General features: G+C 68.5%; 18 protein-coding genes and 1 pseudogene. 7 read left to right on the top strand and 12 right to left on the bottom strand.

Annotated features, from left to right (window positions below; translation table 11 throughout):
• Nucleotides 1–172 precede the first annotated feature (172 nt).
• Together E9536_RS29415 and E9536_RS29410 are read left to right on the top strand one after the other, a co-directional pair.
• Nucleotides 173–1,732, top strand: a complete 1,560-nt coding sequence (locus E9536_RS29415) for a methyl-accepting chemotaxis protein (protein ID WP_136471704.1) — start codon at nt 173–175, stop codon at nt 1,730–1,732.
• Between the two features lie 363 nt (nt 1,733–2,095).
• Nucleotides 2,096–3,244: a porin gene (locus E9536_RS29410; protein ID WP_060171452.1), complete on the top strand. Its 1,149-nt coding sequence runs from the start codon at nt 2,096–2,098 to the stop codon at nt 3,242–3,244.
• A gap of 41 nt (nt 3,245–3,285) precedes the next feature.
• On the opposite strand, the gene E9536_RS29405 is transcribed toward E9536_RS29410, so the two are convergent.
• The 8 genes from E9536_RS29405 to E9536_RS29370 all read right to left on the bottom strand — a co-directional run bounded on the left by E9536_RS29405 (nt 3,286) and on the right by E9536_RS29370 (nt 10,807).
• Nucleotides 3,286–4,179, bottom strand: a complete 894-nt coding sequence (locus tag E9536_RS29405; RefSeq protein ID WP_124918256.1) for an acetylglutamate kinase — start codon at nt 4,177–4,179, stop codon at nt 3,286–3,288.
• 59 nt (nt 4,180–4,238) lie between these two features.
• Nucleotides 4,239–4,760, bottom strand: a complete 522-nt coding sequence (locus E9536_RS29400) for a PTS sugar transporter subunit IIA (RefSeq protein WP_136471702.1) — start codon at nt 4,758–4,760, stop codon at nt 4,239–4,241.
• A 137-nt stretch (nt 4,761–4,897) separates the two neighbouring features.
• Nucleotides 4,898–5,116, bottom strand: a complete 219-nt coding sequence (locus tag E9536_RS29395) for a hypothetical protein (protein WP_021156746.1) — start codon at nt 5,114–5,116, stop codon at nt 4,898–4,900.
• Nucleotides 5,117–5,163: 47 nt separating this feature from the next.
• Nucleotides 5,164–5,535, bottom strand: coding sequence for a DUF6697 family protein (locus E9536_RS29390; RefSeq protein ID WP_136471700.1), 372 nt, complete (start codon nt 5,533–5,535; stop codon nt 5,164–5,166).
• A 425-nt stretch (nt 5,536–5,960) separates the two neighbouring features.
• Nucleotides 5,961–7,253, bottom strand: a complete 1,293-nt coding sequence (locus E9536_RS29385; RefSeq protein ID WP_136471698.1) for a hypothetical protein — start codon at nt 7,251–7,253, stop codon at nt 5,961–5,963.
• Between the two features lie 184 nt (nt 7,254–7,437).
• Nucleotides 7,438–9,078 (bottom strand): chaperonin GroEL, encoded by a 1,641-nt coding sequence (gene groL, locus E9536_RS29380; protein WP_027790738.1) that lies wholly within the window; start codon nt 9,076–9,078, stop codon nt 7,438–7,440.
• 12 nt (nt 9,079–9,090) lie between these two features.
• Nucleotides 9,091–9,381, bottom strand: coding sequence for a co-chaperone GroES (gene groES, locus E9536_RS29375; RefSeq protein ID WP_027790739.1), 291 nt, complete (start codon nt 9,379–9,381; stop codon nt 9,091–9,093).
• Between the two features lie 142 nt (nt 9,382–9,523).
• Entirely contained in the window at nt 9,524–10,807 is a 1,284-nt protein-coding gene (locus tag E9536_RS29370; protein ID WP_060085633.1) for a lipase family protein, read from the bottom strand.
• A 380-nt stretch (nt 10,808–11,187) separates the two neighbouring features.
• On the opposite strand from E9536_RS29370, the gene E9536_RS29365 reads away from it, so the two are divergent.
• Both E9536_RS29365 and E9536_RS29360 read left to right on the top strand, forming a co-directional pair.
• The gene (locus tag E9536_RS29365) at nt 11,188–11,868 is read left to right on the top strand and encodes a class II aldolase/adducin family protein (protein WP_060208399.1); all 681 of its coding nucleotides are present in this window, start codon (nt 11,188–11,190) and stop codon (nt 11,866–11,868) included.
• Between the two features lie 130 nt (nt 11,869–11,998).
• A complete protein-coding gene (locus E9536_RS29360) occupies nt 11,999–13,126 on the top strand; it encodes a sigma 54-interacting transcriptional regulator (protein WP_059687577.1) in 1,128 nt (375 codons plus the stop codon).
• On the opposite strand, the gene E9536_RS29355 is transcribed toward E9536_RS29360, so the two are convergent.
• From E9536_RS29355 to E9536_RS29340, 4 genes are read right to left on the bottom strand one after another with little or no spacing between them, the layout of a single operon-like run.
• A complete protein-coding gene (locus tag E9536_RS29355; protein WP_060070895.1) occupies nt 13,117–13,905 on the bottom strand; it encodes an ABC transporter permease in 789 nt (262 codons plus the stop codon). The two genes, E9536_RS29360 and E9536_RS29355, sit on opposite strands and share 10 nt — an antisense overlap.
• Before the next feature lie 21 nt (nt 13,906–13,926).
• Nucleotides 13,927–14,742: an ABC transporter permease gene (locus tag E9536_RS29350; RefSeq protein ID WP_060085630.1), complete on the bottom strand. Its 816-nt coding sequence runs from the start codon at nt 14,740–14,742 to the stop codon at nt 13,927–13,929.
• The gene (locus E9536_RS29345) at nt 14,742–15,848 is read right to left on the bottom strand and encodes a PhnD/SsuA/transferrin family substrate-binding protein (RefSeq protein ID WP_136471696.1); all 1,107 of its coding nucleotides are present in this window, start codon (nt 15,846–15,848) and stop codon (nt 14,742–14,744) included. Before E9536_RS29345 ends, E9536_RS29350 begins: the two co-directional genes overlap by 1 nt.
• 55 nt (nt 15,849–15,903) lie before the next feature.
• Nucleotides 15,904–16,980: a hypothetical protein gene (locus E9536_RS29340; protein WP_059692909.1), complete on the bottom strand. Its 1,077-nt coding sequence runs from the start codon at nt 16,978–16,980 to the stop codon at nt 15,904–15,906.
• A gap of 465 nt (nt 16,981–17,445) precedes the next feature.
• On the opposite strand from E9536_RS29340, the gene E9536_RS29335 reads away from it, so the two are divergent.
• The 3 genes and pseudogenes from E9536_RS29335 to E9536_RS29325 form a co-directional block, all read left to right on the top strand.
• Entirely contained in the window at nt 17,446–18,618 is a 1,173-nt protein-coding gene (locus tag E9536_RS29335; protein WP_136471694.1) for an LLM class flavin-dependent oxidoreductase, read from the top strand.
• 44 nt (nt 18,619–18,662) lie between these two features.
• A complete protein-coding gene (locus E9536_RS29330) occupies nt 18,663–19,709 on the top strand; it encodes an ABC transporter substrate-binding protein (RefSeq protein WP_136471692.1) in 1,047 nt (348 codons plus the stop codon).
• Nucleotides 19,710–19,742: 33 nt separating this feature from the next.
• A pseudogene (locus E9536_RS29325) lies at nt 19,743–19,956 on the top strand (energy transducer TonB); the annotation flags it as partial.

Here is a 19,956-nt window from a genome sequence, read left to right as displayed (position 1 = left end):
GACTCGCGCGGATCACAACTCGCCGCTTCTGGAAACGTCCGTTACGGATTCTGCGTTAATCCCGGCGTCACTTTGGTCGTTATCGGGAAGTCGACCTTGCACGTGCCGTACCCGACTGGTTTCACGCGCATGCGTCGCATGCACCGGCGGCGTGCTCAACGCTCTCCTGACCATGATCAAGAATTTCAGCATTCGCACCCGTCTGGCGCTGGCGATGGGTTTTCTCGGAGTATTGCTGGTTGTCGGCGGCATCATCGGCGTGGTCGGCATGGCAATCGGAAACAACGACGTGAAGACGCTCTATTCCGAACGGCTCGCTTCGTCGGAGGCGCTCGGGCAGGCGAATGTCGCGCTGTCGAGGACGCGCCTGTGGCTGTATCGCATCGCGCTCGATCCGGCCAGCGACGAAGTTCCGCAGGAAACCGGTGTGGCCCGCGACATGCTGGCCGCATCGAGGAAGGCATGGGACGCCTATCGTGCGCTGCCGTTCTCCGGCCCCGAAGAGGCCCGCCGCGCGGCCGACGCCGGCAGCAAGTTCAAGGCGCTGGTCGACAACGGGCTGGAGCCGATGTTCGAGGCCATAGCCACCCATGATGCGGCCAAAATTCCGGAAGTCTGGCGACGCATCCCGCCGTCGCTGTTCATCGACGCGTCCGACGCCATGGATGCGCTCGGGCAGCTCCAGATCACGGCTTCGCGGGCGACGTTCGATGCCGCGCAGGCACGCTTCCACTGGTTCATCGCCATGGCGTTTGCCGGGAGCCTGGTCGCGCTCGGGGCGGCCACGCTGACATGGTGGTCGCTGCAACGGGCGATCGGCACGCCGCTGGCGAACGCACTGGGCCATTTCGGCGCCATCGCCGAAGGCGACCTGACGACCCGGGTGGAGGTTCATTCGACCGACGAAATGGGGCAACTGCTGACCGGCTTGCAGACGATGCAGGGCGAACTGCTCCAGACGATCCGGGCGGTGCAGAACGGCTCGCACGCGATCGACGCCGCCGCTCGGGAGATCGCGGAGGGCAACATGGATCTGTCCCAACGGACCGAGGAGCAGGCCGCGTCGCTGGAGGAGACGGCCGCGTCCATGGAGCAGCTGACGTCGACGGTTCGCCAGAACGCCGAGAACGCGAAGCAGGCCAGCCAGGTGGTGAGCGACGCGGCGCTGCTGACCGAGCAGGGCAATCAGGCCGCGCAAGAGGTCGTCAGGACGATGCGGGGGCTGTCGGAATCGTCAGGCAAGATCGCCGAGATCATCACGGTGATCGAAGGCATCGCCTTCCAGACCAACATCCTGTCGTTGAACGCCGCGGTCGAAGCGGCCCGGGCCGGCGAACAGGGGCGCGGGTTCGCGGTCGTGGCGGGCGAAGTGCGCTCGCTGGCCCAGCGCAGTGCCGCGGCATCGCGTGAAATCAAGGAACTGATCACGGATTCGCTCAGGCGCGTCGACACCGGCGCACGGCAGGTCGATCGCGCGACGGGGACGATGACGGAAATACTGGCGTCGGTGCGACGGGTCGACGTACTGATGAGCGAGATTACCGCCGCGTCCGACGAGCAGTCGCGGGGCATCGAGCAAGTCAATCAGGCCGTCGCGCAGATGGATCAGGTGACGCAGCAGAATGCCGCGCTGGTGCAGCAGGCATCGGCAGCGGCGGCGGCGCTGAAAGCGCAGGCGGGGCAGCTGGAAGCGACGATCGCGGTATTCCGGATCGATGCCGCCCGAGCCTGATTCGACGCCGGCGCATCGGGTCGCGAAGGACGCACCGTGTCGGGCTCGTTGCCGCTCTGCGCGCCGTGGCCATGCTCCGACAGCCGGGCATCGAACCATCGGTGGCGCGCTTCGACACGATGTGAATCATTGGGGCGGAACGTGATTTGCCCGCCGTCCGGCAGGCCGCGACAGCGGATCTCGATCGCGCCGGGCCGCCGCATCGTGCACGACAGCGATTGTTGACGACGCTGGAAAGGTCCAATCCAGAAGCGGTAATAGGTGCCGCGAATATGGCCGATTATTCTCCCGTTCGCAGTAATGGCGTCCGTCCACGAATGCTATCGGACTGCTTACAAAATCAATTGCCCAGGGAGGCCTTTCATGAGACGCACCGTTGTCACCGGTTGTATCGGCGCCGCTTTCACCATGTCTGCATCGTGCACGTTCGCGCAGAGTTCGGTTACGTTGTATGGCCTCGTCGATACGGCGATCCGTTATCAGACGAATGCCGGCCCTGACGGCAAGGACCTGATCGGAATGACGGTCGGCCCGGAAACGCACAGCCGCTGGGGCTTGCGCGGCAGCGAGGATCTCGGCGGCGGGCTGTCGGCGATTTTCCGTCTCGAGAACGGTTTCGAGCTGGGCGACGGCAAGCTGCACGTCGCGAACACGCTGTTCAGCCGGCAGGCCTACGTGGGCCTGTCGAACAGCCGATATGGCACGCTGACGTTCGGCAACCAGTACGCGCCGGTGTACGACACGATGGGCGACGTATTCGATCCGATGACCGTCGGCGACTACTGGCAGGACAGCTGGGCGTACAACGGCATTGGCAACTACCTGACGGTGCCGAACTCGGTGAAGTACGCATTCACGTACAACGGGTTCAGCGTCGATGCGATCTACGGCTTCGGCAATCATGCCGGTGCGATGGGCCTCGACAGCACGTACGGCGTCGAGCTCACCTACGCGCAAGGGCCCGCGTCGATCAACGCAGGCTTCCAGCAGACCTCGGTATCGTCCGTGAACGGCAGTGCGACCAACGGCGCGAAGGTGAACTTTCTGCACGTGAGCGGCGCGTATCAGGTTACGCCCTCCGTCCGCCTGCTGGCCGGCTGGCTGCACGGCCAGGACAAGACGGGCACGACCGACTTCAACATGCAGCAGGCCGGCGCACCGGCGTTGAGCGGCGGGAGCCCGAACCGCATCGACGACACGTTCTACGTCGGCGCCAACTGGCAGGCCACCGCGCCGCTGCTGATCACGGTGGCCGGCTACTACGGCCACGCACGCAACGCGCAGCGGCTCGACGGCACGCTCGGCTCGGGGATCAACTACTCGGCGACCGTGCTGGCCGAGTATGCGCTGTCCAAGCATACGGAGGTCTACGGCACGGTCGATTTCTCGCGCGGCAACGGTGCGTTCGCGGCCGACTATCCGGGTGCCACCAACCGGCTCACCGGCAAGGTCGACCAGATCGGCAGGACCAACAACGTCGGGGCTGCCGTCGGCCTGCGCCAGATGTTCTGACGGCACTGCGCACCGCGCCGCGTGCGGTTCTGCTGCAAAATTCAGAACCGCACGACCTGCTTCTGCTCGACGTTGAAGCCGTCGCGCAGCACGCTCGCCGAATCCGCGAAGTAGCGGCGGGTTTCCGCCAGCAGGTCGGTGTTGCCGCGCCGGCAGAACACGACCCCCGATCCTTCCTCCGTCAGCAGTTCGTCGATCAGCGATTCGGGTTGCCCGATATCGGCGAGATGGACGTTCTGCACGCCGTGCGCGAGCGCATCGAGCGCTTCCCGCACGCAAGGCGCTGCGGTTGCGGCCGGATGCTCGGCCAGCCATTGCTCGAGTTCCGTGATGCCGTAGAGCCCGGCGAGCTCGCCGAGTTCGCGCAGCAGCGCGCTGTCGACCATCATCACCAGCGTGACGGCGCCGGTGCGCTGCGCGAAGAGGCTGCCGAGCTGTTCCGCGCGCAGCAGGTGATCATGGCCTGCGTCGTCCGGGGCGACCGGCATCACGACGGGCACCAGCCCGTTCTCGAGCAACGCGTTCAGCGCCGTGCCGTCGAAGCGGGCGACCGCGCTCGTGTCGGTGCGGTCGGAATGGGCGCTCGCCACCAGCAGGCCGCCGTCGTGGCCGTCGATGCCGATCGCCTTGGCGCCGTGACCGCCGATCAGGCGCACCAGTTCATGATTGACGCCCGCCATCGCCGCATGAACGGCGTGGATCGATTGCGTACCGGACGCGGCCGGCACGCCCTGCACGACGATCGGGCGAACGCCGGTGAGTGCGAGCAGCGCGACATCCTGCGCGAATGCGTGGCGGGCGCGTGCGTCGCTCGCGGCGCCGCCTTCGACGATGACGACGGTCTGCCCGTGCAGGGCCTGCATGAACGGCAGCGAGCGCGCCAGGCCGGCTACGCGGCGCGACGTCGGGGTGGGACTTTCAGGGTCTGGGAACATGGGAATCCGAATGGATGAAGGGAGTGCGTGTTGCCGCACGACGCGGCACCACGACGGCATCAATACGTGCGTTGCATCAGCCGGTGAATCTCGTCGGGCGTCAGCGCGTCGCGCGACGACTGCCGGAACGGACGTTCGCTGAAACAGCGCGCCGCGTCGGCGAGCAGTTCGAGGTGCGCGCGGTTGTCTTCCTGCGGCAGCACCAGCACGATGAATTCGCGCACGGGCTTGCGATCCGGCGCGTTGAAGGGGAACGGATACTGCGCGCGAACGAACAGCGCGATGGCCGAGCGGAGGCCGGCGACACGCGCATGCGGAATCGCGACGCCCTGGCCGAGGCCGGTCGAGCCGAGTTGCTCGCGCTTCGTCAGTTCGGTCCTGATCCGTTCCGCGGACACACCGCTGCTGCGCTCGATATAGCGCGCGACGAGGTCGAACAACTGGATCGCGCTTTCGACCGGTACGTCGAGCAGGATGTTGTCCGGCGGGCACGCGTCGGCCAGCCGGGTCGCGAACGTTGCGCCGCCGTGTCGGCAGGGAAGGTCGGGTTGGCCGCCGGCGGCGGCCTGCTGCGTTTGCATGCGGATCTCTCCGTGTCGGGATGACAGGGAAATCCTAGACAAAAGCGTGTAAAGACGGTGTCAGAGACGCGGGGGCGCCGCATTAAAATTTCGTATCGATTGCGCTGGCGCCCGCCGCGTGCCCGACAAGGACATCGTCAGGTACCCGACAGCACGAACGGCAACGTCGTCAGCAAGAACACCGAAATGCCGACGACCGGCGCACCGAACGCGATCGCCGCAAATGCCACCGCGGCGCTCGTCAGCACCAGCGTCCTCGAGCGCACGCGGTGCCGGCCGAGTGCCGTTGCGCGATCGTCTCGGGCGGCATCGGGTCGTGTGCCGATCACGTGTTTCCAGAACGTCAGGCCAAGCATGATTGCTCCTTGATGAAAGGCGACCGGAAAGGCGCGCGCTGCGCGCGTCAGCAGCGCTTGAGCTTCAGCACGCGCGAGATCTGCCCGGGCGTGAAGCCGCTGTTGCGCACGTAAGGCGCGCAGTCGAGCGGTGCGGTGAGCGATTCGCTGACGACGTACCGGCCGACGAAGCGGTACGCGTCCGTGGCCATGCGGATGAACACCGGAATCGCATCGCGTTGTGCGGCGAGCGTCCTGCCGGCCGCGCGCGCGGATGCACTGCCGTCGCAGAGGATCACGTCGGGTGCGTGCGGGTCGAGGTCCGTGCGCAGGCAGGCGGCCACGACCTTGCCGTTCTTCGTCGGCAGGAATGCCTGTTTGCTGCCGCCGCACGCGGTATGGATGAATTCGCGGGTGTAATGCTTGTCGATCTCGAACATGACCGGGCTCCGGTATCGGGAACTTCAGCGGGTTAAATCAGGGATGCAAAGCAATGTGACCGGATCGACATGCCGGATGCGGGCATGCCAGGCGATCGTTGCCGGGCTGGCGGATCGATGGCGCGACGTTGTAAGGGATGTTCCGCGGGAACACGCTTGCCCGCACGACGCGCGATCAACGCATCGACGTCGTGTTCAAGCGTGCACGGGAATGACTACGGCGCGCACCGTCCGCCTGCTGGCAGGACGGTGGCTCGGGAAAAGAGAGACGCAGGCGTCCTGCCTGTCAGGCAGAAAAGCAACTCGGAGGGCGAGGACTTCGGATGCGCATGGTGCGTACTCGGTGATGGATGGCGAACACATTCTAGTGAACGCACGCGCGTCCGCAAGTAAAAAGGTCGTAAAGGTTGCGTGGCCGGTGCGTGCTACGTGCATTGCCAGAGGTGCGCGCTGGTGCGGCACGGCGCGCACCAGAACGTGTAGTTCGCGCCGCCGCTGCCCCACAGCCATTCGCCGCCGTCCGTTTGCGGGAGGCCGGAATCGAGCTGCATGACGAACGACATCTTGCGGCCGCAATCCGGACAGTCGGGATACCACGCCGACTGTACCCACGACGGCGCGCCGCCGACACGGCTCAGGTTCTGCCGGCCGTTCGATTCGCCCCAGTCCTGCCGTGTCCAGCGTGCCGGTGCGGCGAAGAGCGCAACGTCGGCCTCCACGAATGCGGCCGCCGGATACTCGGGCTGAATCGCGATGTCGCGTTGCTGGGACGGGTGCGCGCAGGCGTTGCCTGCGTCGTCGTGCCGGTGGAACAGCGGGCCGTCGCTCTCCCAGCCGACGCACGACAGGCAGGTGTCGAACGATACGGGCGTCGCGCTGTCGATGCCGGCTGCCGCGGGTTGCGGTAGCGTCAGCAACCGATGCAGCGGCTCGTGACACAGGCCGCATCGATGCGTCGACACGCCGCCGAAGCGCGCGCCCGATCGATGCGAATCGCGTGCGTGCCAGGTCGGGTGATGCGCGTCAATCTCGCGTTTCCACTTCGGCATCTCGCGGAGCCTCGGCGCACGCAGCGTCGGGCCGAAGTCGATGTGTAGCGGCGACTCGCCATGCAGCGCGCGCAACGTGTCGTGTTCCTGCGCATAGCCGGCAGACATGAGCCAGTTGGCGCACTTGCCCGGATCGTCGGAAAACAGCCGCGCCGCCGCGTCGCGAACGGCCGCAGGGTGTCGCGAATGAAGCAGCGCGACGGCGCGTTCGCGCATCGCGTCGTCGCCGGAGGGGGGCTCGGCAAGCCGGCCGCGCCATGCATCGATCGTCGCCGGATCGAGCATTCGCCACGCGTTGTCCTCGTAGTACAGGTGCGGCGACCGCTTCGCGGTCACAACGTCGAGAAACACGTCCCAGTGACCGGAAAATACCTGCGGCGCCTGTATTGCCGCGCTCGACAACACGCTCGCGAGCCGCGTGTTCCATGCGCCGTCGCGGACGCGTTGCCACGCCGCGGCGGTGACGTTCGCGAAAGCGGTGTCGTCCATCAGGTCGAGTGCGGCGTCGAGGAATGTCGCATGCGACAGCTCGCGATCGAACGAAGCGATCACGAGGTCGGCGAGTGCCGCCGGGTTGTCGCGCCGCAGCGCCAGCATCCGCGACATCGGATCGTTGCCGGTCCAGCCGAGGCGTTCATAGTCGTCGAGAATGGTTTGTACGGTCGGCATGGCGTGGGCGGCGGGGCGGCGGACGGGCGTTCATCTTACCCGAGCGCGCCAGCGGGCCGGCACGCCGCCCGTTTTCGCAGCCCCATGCAAAAAACGCGTGACGACTTTCGTCGCCACGCGTTGCCTGCGTTTCGCTGTGCGTGCCGGTCGCGCATGCCGGCGAACCGGCATACGCGTCGGGTCGTCAGAAATCGAACCCCGGCCCGCCCGCACCCGGGCCACCCGGCGCAGCCGCCGGTGCCGCATCCTTCGGTGCTTCGAACACGGTGGCATCGGTCGTCAGCAGCAGCCCCGCGACCGACGCCGCGTTCTGCAGCGCCGTGCGCGTGACCTTGGTCGGATCGAGCACGCCCGACTCGACGAGGTCGCCGTATTCGCCCGTCTGCGCGTTGTACCCGAAGTTGCCCGAGCCGTCGGCCACCTTCGCGACGACGACGCTTGCTTCCTCGCCCGCGTTCGTGACGATCTGGCGCAGCGGTTCCTCGAGTGCGCGCAGCACGATCTTGATGCCCGCGTTCTGGTCGGCGTTCACGCCCTGCAGTTCGCGGATCGCCTGCCGCACGCGGATCAGCGCGACGCCGCCGCCCGGCACGATGCCTTCCTCGACGGCCGCGCGCGTGGCGTGCAGCGCGTCGTCGACGCGGTCCTTCTTCTCCTTCACCTCGATTTCGGTGGCCCCGCCGACCTTGATCACTGCAACGCCGCCCGCGAGCTTCGCGACGCGTTCCTGCAGTTTCTCGCGGTCGTAGTCCGACGTCGCTTCCTCGATCTGCACGCGGATCTGCTTCACGCGCGCCTCGATGTTCTTCGCATCGCCCGCGCCGTCGATCACCGTCGTGTTTTCCTTGCCGACCTCGATGCGTTTCGCCTGGCCGAGTTCCGCCAGCGTCGCTTTCTCGAGCGTCAGGCCCGTTTCCTCGGCGATCACCTGGCCGCCGGTCAGGATCGCGATGTCTTCGAGCAGCGCCTTGCGGCGGTCGCCGAAGCCGGGCGCCTTCACGGCCACCGTCTTCAGGATGCCGCGGATGTTGTTGACGACCAGCGTCGCGAGCGCTTCGCCTTCGACGTCTTCCGCGATGATCAGCAGCGGCCGGCCCGATTTCGCGACCTGTTCGAGCACCGGCAGCAGGTCGCGGATGTTCGAGATCTTCTTGTCGTGCAGCAGGATGTACGGGCTTTCGATCTCGGCGATCTGCTTGTCGGGATTGTTGATGAAATACGGCGACAGGTAGCCGCGATCGAACTGCAGCCCTTCGACGACATCGAGCTCGTCCGCGAGCGACTTGCCGTCCTCGACGGTGATCACGCCTTCCTTGCCGACGCGGTCGATTGCTTCCGCGATGCGCTGGCCGATCGATTCCTCGCCGTTCGCGGAGATCGTCGCGACCTGCGCGATTTCCTTGCTCGTGGTGGTCGGGCGGCTGATCTTCTTCAGCTCGTCGACGGCCGCCGCGACGGCCTTGTCGATGCCGCGCTTCAGGTCGAGCGGATTGAGCCCGGCCGCGACGTACTTCTGGCCTTCGCGGACGATCGCCTGCGCCAGCACGGTGGCCGTCGTGGTGCCGTCGCCGGCCGCATCGCTGGTGCGCGACGCGACTTCCTTCACGAGCTGCGCGCCGATGTTCTGCAGCTTGTCCGCGAGTTCGATTTCCTTCGCGACCGACACGCCGTCCTTCGTGACGACCGGCGCGCCGAAGCTGCGTTCGAGCACGACGTTGCGGCCCTTCGGCCCGAGCGTGACCTTCACCGCGTTCGCGAGAATGTTCACGCCTTCGGTCAGCCTGGCCCGTGCGACGTCGCTGAAAATGATTTCCTTCGCTGCCATGATTGCGCTCCGTTACTGGTTGACGACTGCGACGATGTCTTCCTCGCGCAGCACGAGAAACTCGGTGCCGTCCAGCTTGACGGCCTGGCCCGCGTACTTGCCGAACAGCACGCGCTCGCCGACCTGCAGGTCGGGCACGATGCGCTGGCCGTCCGCATCCTTGCGGCCGGGGCCAACGGCGATCACTTCACCCTGGTCGGGTTTTTCCGCGGCGCTGTCGGGGATCACGATGCCCGACGCGGTGGTGGTTTCCTGGTCGAGTCGCTTCACGATCACGCGGTCGTGCAAGGGGCGTAGGCTCATAGGTTCGTCCTGTGCTGTTCTGTCGAGATTGGCTGGCACTCTTTGGAAGAGAGTGCTGACGAGTATAAAAATGCGCGGCGACGCGATCCAATAACGGATTCGGAAATGCATTCGCGCCGGCGTGCAAAGCGCGCGGCGCGCGTTACCGCGACACGGCCTGCTGCGCGGCGGGCGTGCAGACCGGGTGGATCGTCTCGCCGGCGAGCACGCGCTTCACGAACGGGATCGAATCGGCGAGCGACGCGTTTACGGTGCCGTTGTGTTCGCGGCCCGCATACAGGTGCGCTTCGACGGTCGTGCCCGCCGCGCACGCGTCCTTCGCAAGCGCGAGTTCGAGCGGCGCGAGCCCGTCGTCCGCGCCCGCGCCGATGAAGACGGGTGTCGCGATCTTCAGCGTCGGGTACGTCAGGTACGCGTCCCACCACGCTTTCAGCCGTGCATCGCCGCCGGGCTTCACGGTGTTCGCATGCGTGAGGTGCGCGAGCGCCGCATCGTCCTCGAGCGACGCGAGGCAACCGATGCGCGCCTGTTCGAGGATCGGCACCGCCTGGTCGGTCAGCACTTCGTCGGCGCGCAGCGACGGGTCGATCTGCTGGGCGGAGAGCACCGAGTAGAACTGATACGCGAGTGTCGGATCGACGCGCTCGGGATCGCGCCGGTAGGCACTGTCGAACTTCGGCAGCGACGCGAGCGTGGCGGGCGATGCGTTGTAGATCGTCCCGGTGGCGACGGTCGCGCGGATCGCGAGTTCGGGCGCATACGCGGGCGCGTAGCCGGCCGCCGCGAACACGGCCGATCCGCCTTGCGACTGGCCGACGAGCACGACTTCGTTCGCGAGGCCCGGCACGCCGCCGAGTACCGCGCGCACGCTGTCGAGCAGCGTGTAGCTGTTCGAGCGGTTGTTGAGCTGCGGATTCGGGCCCGGCGTGCCGAGCCCCTGATAGTCGGTCGCGACGACGGCGAACCCCTGCTGAAGCCACGCGTTCAGGTAGCGCACGTCGCGATACGAGCGGCCGAACCACGACGGCGCGCAGATGTCGGCCATCCCGAACGTGCCGTGCGCCCATGCGACGATCGGCCAGCCGCCGGCGGGCGGCGTGCCGCGCGGCACGAACAGCGCACCCGACACGGCGATCGGCGTGTGACCGCCGACACCGTCGGTCGACGCATAGAGGATCCGCAACTGGCGCGCCGCGCTCGCGAGCCCGAGCGTCGCGGGCAGCGGCTCGGTGCGCAGCAGCGCGCCGGGCGTCGCCGGAATGTCGCGGTCCCACGTGTAGAACGCGGACACGCGGCCGTCGCCCTGCAGCGGGTCGGGCGCGGGAACGCGGCCGGGCGAAGCCGCGTGCGAGAGGAAAGACGATACGGCGAGCGCCGAAGCCAGCAGTGCGCGCGCGGCGCAGCCGCGCAGGGGGAGAAGCGTCATGGTCGGATGGAGGTCGATGAGATCGGATCGGAAGCGCCGGACGGTGCATGGCGCGGGCCGAGCACGACGCAAGTTTCGAACCAGCGCATCCGTTGCATGTGCGGCGCGCGGTGCGACGGGCCGTTGCGTCGTACCGCGTGTGCCGCACGCATGCGCCGGCTGCGCGTCGCGCAGCAATCCGGGCCGGCGGGCTGTTGCTCCCGCAACAAACGCAGGGGCATCGATCGTGCCGCGGGCGTCGTGCATGACCGGCCCGCACCGCGGCGCGGGCATTCGATGCGAGCGCGCCCGGCTGGCACGATTGCTGCTGATCCGGTCGGCGTGTGTCGCGACGTTGCGTTGCGATCCCCTCCGTCCACCCGATCAAGGAAACCATCCTCATGTCCGTCACCCCAACCATCGACAGCGGCGAACTCGTGGCATTCGTCGAGCGTGCCACGCGCGAATTCACGCAGGCCGCACGCGTGCTGAAGGACACGCGCACGCTGTCCGCGACCAACACGTTCCAGGCGTTCCAGCGCGTGCCGGGCACCGAGCTCGTCGTCGCGCTGTCGGCGCCGAGCCCGTGGGCCGCCTCGCAGGAAGTCCAGCCCGTCGTCGTGACGTTCGACGGCGACGTGCTGCATGGCGACGCGCGTGCGGGCGGCAACGGGCCGCGTTACGCGGACGTGTTCCGCGAGGCGCCGGACGTCGGTGTCGTGATCCACGTGCACGGCCCGTATCTCGGCGCATGGGCGAGCGCGCATCGCCCGCTGCCGATCCGCTATGCGCCGGCCGCGCGCTACACGCGCGCCCGCGAGATTCCGGTGTACGTCGATCGCCGTCCCGGCGAGCCGCGTTTCATCGTCGACACGATCCGCCGCGACCCCGAGGTACCGGCGATCATCGAGGCGAACGGCGGCGCAACCTTCTGGGGAAAATCGATCCTCGACGTGTCGAAGTACATCCTGATCCTCGAGGAAGCCGCGTATTTCCAGGCGCTCGCGGAGCCGCTCGGCGGCTCGCTCGAGTTCGGGCCGGGCGCGCTCGAGCAGCAATGGAAGATGACCGGTCTCGCGTGACATCGCGCGAGCTCGCGCGGCGGCCGGCGCAATCCGGCCGCCGTCATACCGATAGCTCGATGAATTGGTTCATCCCCGGCGCGCGCCTTGCTATCGTCGAACCTTCCCCGTTCAACACGCCGGTCGTGCCATGGCCATCTTCAGTTTGCCGGACCCGAATTCGCATGCGATCACGATCCGTGCGAAGGCGCTGACGTTCGACGATCCCAAATCGCGGGTGCTGCTCGAGCGCATCCAGCTCGTCGCGCCGAGCGACGCGACCGTGCTCGTCACCGGCGAGAGCGGCACCGGCAAGGAGCTGATCGCGCGCCTCGTGCACTCGCTGAGCGAGCGCCATGACGGCCCGTTCGTGGCGGTCAACTGCGGCGCATTCTCCGAGACGCTGATCGAAAGTGAGCTGTTCGGCCACGAACGCGGCGCGTTTACCGGCGCGATCAACAGCCAGCCCGGCTGGTTCGAATCCGCGAATCGCGGCACGCTGTTTCTGGACGAGGTGGGCGACCTGCCGCTGTCCGCGCAGGTCAAGCTGCTGCGTGTGCTGCAGGAGCGCGAAGTGACGCCGGTCGGCTCGCGCAAGACCGTGAAGATCGACGTGCGGCTCGTCGCGGCGACCAACGTGAATCTCGAAGCCGCGGTGCGCGCGGGCAATTTCCGCGAGGATCTTTACTACCGGCTCAACGTCGTGAAGCTGAGCCTACTGCCGCTGCGCGAGCGCCTCGGCGACATCGCGCCGCTGATCGAGCACTTCATCGACACCTATGCGAAGCGGCTGCGCGTCGCCGCGCCGACGCTCACGGACGCCGCGCGCGCACGGCTGCATGCGCACGCGTGGCCGGGCAATATCCGCGAACTCGAGAACGTGATCCACCACGCGGTGCTGATCTGCGCGGGTGGCGCGATCGATGTGGGCGACCTGCAGTTCTCCGCGCTGTCGCTCGCGCCCGATGCCGACGACCCGCGCGCCCCGGCGGCGGCACCGCCGCGCCGTGCGCGCGACGTGGCCGAGGCGACCGATGCGCTGCGCCATGCGGTGATCGAGCTGCTGGATCTCGGCACGCCGTCGCTCTGGCAGCACATCGAGGACACCGTCTACCGCAGCGTGTTCGACTACAGCGAGCACAACCAGCTGCGCATGTCGCGCCTGCTCGACCAGTCGCGCAACATCGTGCGTGCGCGGCTCGCGCAGCTCGGCATCCTGAAGCCGCGCGATGCGGGTGACGGAGGCGACGCCGACGCGCGGCTGCGCCGTCAGGCGTGATCGCGCCAGCGCAGCGCGCGCTGCGCGATCCGCTCGCATAGCGCACTCATGCCGACGGCGAGCGCCGTCACCCCCAGGACGCAGACCAGCAGCACGTCGGCGCGCGCGCCGGCCTGCGCGTTCTGCATCAGGCTGCCGACTCCCGCGCCCGCGTTGAACAGCAGCTCGCTGCTGGTCGCGGTGATCCACGCGAACGGCACGGCTTGCAGCACGCCCGCGAACAGGTCGGGCAGCGCGCCGGGAATCAGCACGTCGCGCCACAGGCCGATGCGCGTCAGGCGATACGACTGCGCGAGTTCGACGTAGCGCGGATCGACGCGGCGCAACCCGTCGAAGCTGGCGGTGGTCATCGGGTAGAACGCGGCGAGCGCGATGATGAGCACCTTCGCGAATTCGCCGGTGCCGGCCCACAGGCTCAGCAGCGGAATCAGCCCGAGCAGCGGCACGTAGCGCAGTGCCTGGAACGCCGGCTCGCCGAGCTTGCGCGCGAGCGTCGAGCGTGCCATCGCCGCGCCGAATACAAGCCCGAACGCGACGCCGAACCCCAGCCCGAGCGTCGTGCGGCGCAGGCTCGCGCCGAGATCGGTCGCGAGTTCGCCGCTGCGGGCGAGTTCGACCAGCGCGGCGCCCACCTGCTGCAATGGCACGAACGCGTATTGATGGGCCGCGTCGCCGGACGACGCGAACTGCCATGCGGCCACCAGCAGGGCCGGCACGACGAGGCCGCGCGCGCGGCGGCGCAGCGGGGCGAGCGAGAGAGAGCGTATGGCGGGAGTCATGTCGAAGCGTATCCAGTCAGGTCAGCGCGAGGGCGCTTGCCAGCGCAATGCGTAGCGTTGCACGAGCGCGATCGACCGGTCGATCGCGAAGCCGATCAGCCCGATCACCGCGACGTCGATGAGCACGACGTCGAGCCGCAGCATCTGCCGCGCGAGTTCCATCATCTGGCCGATCCCGCTGTCGGCGCTGAGCAGCTCGACCGCGACGAGCGCGAGCCACGCCCGTGCAAGCGCGATCCGCACGCCGGTCAGCAGCGGCGGCAGCGCGGCCGGCAGCAGCACGTCGCGCAGCAGCGCGAAGCGGCCCAGCCCGTAGTGCCGCGCCATCTCGACGAGGTCGCGCGGCGCGTCGTGCACGCCCGTGTACGCGGCCAGCGCGACCGGGAAGAACACGGCCTTGCCGACGACGACGAGCTTCAGCGGCTCGTCGACGCCGATCAGCAGGATCAGCAGCGGAATCAGCGTGAGCGTCGGTACTTGCCGCAGCAGGTCGAACGTCGGCCGCAGGTAGTCGGAGAACAGCCGGCTGCGCGCCAGCAGGATGCCGAACGCGGCCCCGCCCGTCGCGCCGATCGCGAACCCGAGCGCGAGGCGATGCAGGGTGATCAGCAGGTTGTCGCGCAGTTCGCCGGTGTCGAGCAGGATGCGCAGCGTTGCCGCGAGCCGGCCGGGCGGCACGACGAGCTGCGGCGGGAACCAGCGCTGCGCGCTCGCGAGCCACCACAGCGTGGCGAACGCGACGGGCGTGGCCCACCACAGCGCGAGCCCGCCGAGCCGTGCGACGCCGGGCAGGCGGATCGCGCGTGCGCCGTTCGACGCGAGGGCGTGCATCGGCATCAGCGGCTCGCGACGCGCGCCGTGTCTGCGCGCCAGTATCCGTCGAGCCCGAGCTGCTTGAGCGCGGTCGCGACGAACGTCGGCGCGAGCAGCTCGTTCACGTCGACCGGCGCGGACGTCAGGCCGGCCTGGCGGCTGTACGCGACGACGTCGCGGTAGTGACCGGTCAGCGCGGGCGTGAAGAGCGGCGTCCATTGCTCCTTCCACGGCGTCGATTCGTCCGCGTATTCGCGGCGCACGACGCTTTCCGGCTGGCCGGACGCGCTCAGGATCTTCACGTACGCATCGCGGTTCTGCGGCTGCGAGATCCAGTGCGCGGCACGCACGTAGGCGGTCGCGACGAGCTGCGTGATGTCGGGGTAGCGCCGCACGAAATCGTCGGATGCCCACAGTTCCGCGCGCATCTTCCAGTCGTCGGGCGCGGTCTTGGTCGACCAGATGATCTTGCCGACGTTCTTGTCGACGAGCGAATACGCGTCGGACAGCGTGAAGAAGCCGTCGACGCGGCCGGCCGCGACCGCTGCCGCACCGGCCTGCGGGTCGAGGTTGTAGATCCTGAAGTCGGACAGCTTCAGCCCGTTCTCGGCGAGCAGCTTGCTGAACGTGACTTCCCACGGCCGGCCGCGATTGAGCGCGATGCGCTTGCCTTTCAGGTCGACGATCGACTTCGCGCTCGAGCCGGCCGGCACGACGAGATACGTATTGCTGCCGACCCCGCCCGGCACGATCAGGCGCGTATGCGTGCCCGACGCGTTGACGACGACCGACGGCAGGTCGCCGTAGCCCGCGAAGTCGATGCTGCCGTTCGTGAACGCCTCGTTGACGAGCGTGCCGACCGCCGCGGTCGACACCGGTACCCATTGCAGCTTCACGTGCCGCGCGGCGAGCGCTTTCTCGAGCGACTTGTCGGCGTCGATCAGCGCGGAGGCGCCCGCGTACTGCGTCTTGCCGCCGCCCGAATAGGCGACGACGGCGATTCGCACCACCTTGGGCGCATCGTCCGCGTGCGCGGCCGGTGCGGCGAGCGATGCCGCGGCAAGCGGCAGCGCGGCGAACAGCGCACGCAGCGGGCGGCGCAGCGAAGCGAGGGAGAGCGTGTGTTTCATGATGGTCGGGATCAGTGGGCGGAAAAGAGGCGCACGCGGGGGCTCACTCAGTGGCTCACGCGCGTTTCTGCCGCGACGGCCGCAGCACGTCGGCGAGCGGGCGCGGGTCGATCCAGTCGGCGACGTCGAAGTCGGCTTCCAGAAAACCCCGGTCGTGCAGAAACGTCTTGAAGTCGTCGAGCGCCGCGACGGATTCGTCGTCGAGGTTGACGCCGAGGTGCCGGTGCAGCTGGTTGCCGTACGCGGCGCGGACCCAGTCGATCGACGACGCGGTTTCGCCGGCCACGTAGTGCGCGGTTTCGTCGGGATGCGTACCGGCCCATTCGCCGGCCGCGACCACGAGCTTCAGGAAGCCGGCGACGATGTCCGGATGGTTCGCGAGCACGTCCGCGTTGACGGTCAGCGGGCGCGGCGTGCCGTTGTTGTTGCGGATCGAGCGCTCCGGATGAAAGCCGATGTCGATCACGACATGCGCGCCGATCAGCTGCGCGATCTCGAGGCCGGTCGAGCCCTTCACGTAGATCGCGTCGACCTCGCCGCGCAGCAGTGCGCCGGCTTCGGCCGCGTACAGCGCACGGCTCGAGAAGCCGTGCGGCGACGCGAACAGGTCCGCCGCGCGCGCCGGCCCGACGGCCTGCAGCGTGCGTGCATGCACGTCGACGAGTTCGACGTCGGCGGTGGTCAGCCCGTCGAGGCTCAGCGCGTTCACGAAGCCGCGCAGCGCCGACGCGCGAAAGATGTCGATGCGGTCGTCGGGGCGGCTCGGGATCGCGACGCGGCGCCCGCGCAACGCCTTCACGGAGCGGATGCCCGACTCGGGCCGCGCGAGGATCAACTGCGATTCGTCGACCCACGACAGCCCGATCACGCGCGTGTTTGCGCCGTTCGAGCGCGCCCACATCGCGGGGATGCTGCCGCCCTGGCGAAACGACTGCGTCAGCGTGTGGTCGCTGATCGACGACACGTCGTGCCGCGTGGCGCCGCGCGGCGAGCGGATCGCGACGCCGTCGGCCGACGTCTCGCCGTTGAGCCAGCCGAGATGCACGGCGATGCCGAGCGGGGTCGGCACGGGCGATCGGGCGTACCAGAACGTCTGCTGCTTGTCCGATGACGAATCGGGCCTGTCTGTCATGTGTGAGATTCCCTCTCTGCGTAAGCATGGTCGAAGCGCGGTCGCGCGCGGTGCCGTTCGGTGTCGGTGCGCACGCGCGGGCCGGTCAGCGTTGCAAGTTCCGGGCCAGTGAACGGAAACGGCGCGGCCGCACGCGGTGCGGGCGTCGCGCGAAAAGGGCGATGCACGTGTCGACGCATGGCCTGTTGCGCCAGCAACAGTCGCGTGGGCCGCTGTTGCGCGCGCAGCAGCGGTGCGGCCGATGCAGCAGCACGGCACGGGCCTGTCGCGACCGTGCCGGCCACGGCCGGACGTGTGCGATCCGGTTGCCGTCGACGCCCGGCGTGCAAGGCGCCGCGCAGGTTTGCAGGCGGCCGCGCAGGTGCCGCGTCGGGCCGGTTGGCACACCGCGTGCTTTACAGCGCAGCACACGGGCGGCATGCCGATGCCGCACGCAATCCGAATGGCCCGACCAGGAGAACCCCGATGGCTGTTGAATTTCTGTGGCGCCTGCCGATGCATGGCGACGGCAGGCGCGCACACGACCTGCATACACGCGGCGAATGGAACCGCCAGCGCGGATCGCGCGTCGCGCCGAAAGTCGACGACGACGAATTCGGCTACATCGACTATCTGTCGCAGGTCGCGCGCGCGGCCGATATCGCCGGCTTCCACGGCGCGCTGATCCCGATCTTCCGCTTCACGGAGGAGCCGTGGATCGTGGCGGCCGCGCTGGCGCGCGAGACGCGCCGGCTGCGGCTCCTGATCGCGCTGCAGCCGCATTTCGTGCATCCCGTCTACGCGGCGCAGATGGCCGCGAGCCTGCAGCGGATCAGCCGTGGCCGCGTGGAGTGGAACGTCGTCACGGGCGGCGGCGGCCCCGACCAGCGCGCGTACGGCGACTTCATCGATCACGACAGCCGTTATGCGCGTACGGACGAATTCCTCGACGTCGTGAAGGGCGTCGCGGCCGGCGAGCCGTTCACGTTCGACGGACGCTTCTACCGCGTCGAAGGCGGCGGCCTGCTGCCGCCGCTGAGCGGCCAGAAACCGCCGCGCATCTACCTGGCCGGCGCGAGCGATGCCGCGCTCGCGGTTGCCGCGAAGCATGGCGACGTGCACCTGAGCTGGGGCGAGCCGCTCGCGAAACAGAAGGAGGTGATCGATGCGGCCCGCCGCGCGCTCGATCGCCAGAACGCCGAGCGCGACCTGCGCTTCGGCATGCGCATCGACATCCTGGCGCGCGAGACCGAGGAGCAGGCGTGGGCCGAGTTGCGGCAGATGTTCGCGACGGTGGGCGACGCGACGCGCAACGGCTTCGGCGGGCGCGGCGCGTCGTCGGAATCGGTCGGTGCGAAACGCCAGTTCGCGCTGCACCAGGGCAACACGCAGCACTTCGACGACCTGATCGTCGGCCCGAACCTGTGGGCCGGGATGTCGCAGATTCGCGGCGGCCCCGGCTGCGTGATCGTCGGCAGCCACGAGCAGGTGGCCGAGCGGCTCGCGGAATACGTCGATATCGGCGTGTCGACGTTCATCCTCGCGAGCAACCCGCATCTCGAGGAGGCGTACCGCGTGGGCGAGGAAGTGCTGCCGCTCGTCGACGGCGCGCTGAACGCGCGCGGCACGCAGGCGGCGCTGCGCGTGGCCGGCGCATGAGCGCAACGGCATCCCCCCGCATTCCAACGACAAGGATATTCACCATGACGACACTCGCTGCGCAGGCCACGGCCCGCGACGCACTCTGGTACACGCGCTGCCCGGTGCCGACCGCGCTCGGCATCGCCGTGCACCGCGGCTGGTTCGACGAGGAGTTCGGGCCGGACGGCATCGCGCTGCATTCGCTGCAGGAAACGGCCGACGCCGGCAAGCGCGAATCGCACTTCGATCACAGCCTCCCGTCCTCGTTCCGGCAGGGCGGCAACATTCCGGCGCTGTGGGCGCGGGCACGCGGCGCCGATACGCGCGTGATCGGCCTGTCGTGGACCAACGAGTTCCAGGCGATCGTCACGCTGCCCGATCGCGGCATCCGCACCGCCCGCGATCTGCGCGGCCGGCGGCTCGGGTTGCCGCGCCATCCGATCAGCATCGACTTCTGGCGCGCGGCCGCGCTGAAAGGCTTCCTGAGCGCGCTCGAACTGGAGGGGCTCGGGCACGGCGACGCCGAATGGGTCGACCTGCCCGACGAACGCGAACGCCGCACCGGGCCGGCATCGTTTACGCGCGGCCCGCACGAGTACGGGATCGAGATCGCGGCGCTCGTGCGCGGCGAGGTCGACGCGGTGTTCGTGAAAGGGGTCGAAGGGCTCGAAACCGTGCACCTGATCGACGCGCAGGTGGTCATCGATCTCGGCGCGCACCCCGATCCGCTGGTGCGGATCGGCAACGGCACGCCGCGCACGCTGACCGTCGATCGTGCACTGATCGACGCGCGCCCCGATCTCGTGAGCCGCTTCCTGTCGGTCGTGGTGGGCGCGGGCGACTGGGCCGCGCGTCATCCGGCGGAGACGGTGGCCTATATCGGCCGCGAAACGCGCGCGTCCGACGAATGGGTGCGCTATGCGTACGGCGCGGACGTGCACCGCCATCTGGAGACGGGGCTCGCGCAGACGTCGATCGACGGGCTGGTGGCGTTCAAGGATTTCCTCGTCGAGTGGGGCTTTCTCGAACAGGATTTCGATGCGCGCGCATGGATCGACCCGGTGCCGTTCACGCGCATCGACCGGCAACGCCATGCGTGGGTCGCGTAGCGCGCCGCGGCGCGTCATTGCAAGGAGTCGAGCATGACAGGTCTGACGATCGAATACGGCGTGCCGCCGGCGCGCCGGCATGCGGCACGCGCGGCGCCGCGCACGGGCGCGGGTGTGGCCGCCGCGGTGGCTGCTGCATGGCCGCCGTCGGCTTCGCCTGCCGCACGGCCGGATGCGCGCGCGGCGAAGCCGGGGCGGTGGCGCTTCACGGGTGCGATTGCACTCGCTGTAGCGGCGCTGCATGCGG

The organism is Burkholderia sp. LS-044 (assembly GCF_004803625.1).
Lineage (GTDB): Bacteria > Pseudomonadota > Gammaproteobacteria > Burkholderiales > Burkholderiaceae > Burkholderia > Burkholderia cepacia.
This window is presented reverse-complemented; position numbering and strand designations above follow the sequence as displayed.

Excerpts from the sequence above, each read along its gene's own strand:
- E9536_RS29410 (WP_060171452.1), top strand. The coding sequence starts at position 2,096 with ATGAGACGCACCGTTGTCACCGGTTGTATCGGCGCCGCTTTCACCATG.
- E9536_RS29350 (WP_060085630.1), bottom strand. The coding sequence starts at position 14,742 with ATGCCGATGCACGCCCTCGCGTCGAACGGCGCACGCGCGATCCGCCTG.
- E9536_RS29390 (WP_136471700.1), bottom strand. The coding sequence starts at position 5,535 with ATGTTCGAGATCGACAAGCATTACACCCGCGAATTCATCCATACCGCG.
- E9536_RS29340 (WP_059692909.1), bottom strand. The coding sequence starts at position 16,980 with ATGACAGACAGGCCCGATTCGTCATCGGACAAGCAGCAGACGTTCTGG.
- E9536_RS29395 (WP_021156746.1), bottom strand. The coding sequence starts at position 5,116 with ATGCTTGGCCTGACGTTCTGGAAACACGTGATCGGCACACGACCCGAT.
- E9536_RS29330 (WP_136471692.1), top strand. The coding sequence starts at position 18,663 with ATGACGACACTCGCTGCGCAGGCCACGGCCCGCGACGCACTCTGGTAC.
- E9536_RS29365 (WP_060208399.1), top strand. The coding sequence starts at position 11,188 with ATGTCCGTCACCCCAACCATCGACAGCGGCGAACTCGTGGCATTCGTC.
- E9536_RS29400 (WP_136471702.1), bottom strand. The coding sequence starts at position 4,760 with ATGCAAACGCAGCAGGCCGCCGCCGGCGGCCAACCCGACCTTCCCTGC.
- E9536_RS29415 (WP_136471704.1), top strand. The coding sequence starts at position 173 with ATGATCAAGAATTTCAGCATTCGCACCCGTCTGGCGCTGGCGATGGGT.
- E9536_RS29355 (WP_060070895.1), bottom strand. The coding sequence starts at position 13,905 with ATGACTCCCGCCATACGCTCTCTCTCGCTCGCCCCGCTGCGCCGCCGC.
- E9536_RS29370 (WP_060085633.1), bottom strand. The coding sequence starts at position 10,807 with ATGACGCTTCTCCCCCTGCGCGGCTGCGCCGCGCGCGCACTGCTGGCT.
- E9536_RS29335 (WP_136471694.1), top strand. The coding sequence starts at position 17,446 with ATGGCTGTTGAATTTCTGTGGCGCCTGCCGATGCATGGCGACGGCAGG.
- groES (WP_027790739.1), bottom strand. The coding sequence starts at position 9,381 with ATGAGCCTACGCCCCTTGCACGACCGCGTGATCGTGAAGCGACTCGAC.
- E9536_RS29405 (WP_124918256.1), bottom strand. The coding sequence starts at position 4,179 with ATGTTCCCAGACCCTGAAAGTCCCACCCCGACGTCGCGCCGCGTAGCC.
- groL (WP_027790738.1), bottom strand. The coding sequence starts at position 9,078 with ATGGCAGCGAAGGAAATCATTTTCAGCGACGTCGCACGGGCCAGGCTG.
- E9536_RS29385 (WP_136471698.1), bottom strand. The coding sequence starts at position 7,253 with ATGCCGACCGTACAAACCATTCTCGACGACTATGAACGCCTCGGCTGG.
- E9536_RS29360 (WP_059687577.1), top strand. The coding sequence starts at position 11,999 with ATGGCCATCTTCAGTTTGCCGGACCCGAATTCGCATGCGATCACGATC.
- E9536_RS29345 (WP_136471696.1), bottom strand. The coding sequence starts at position 15,848 with ATGAAACACACGCTCTCCCTCGCTTCGCTGCGCCGCCCGCTGCGTGCG.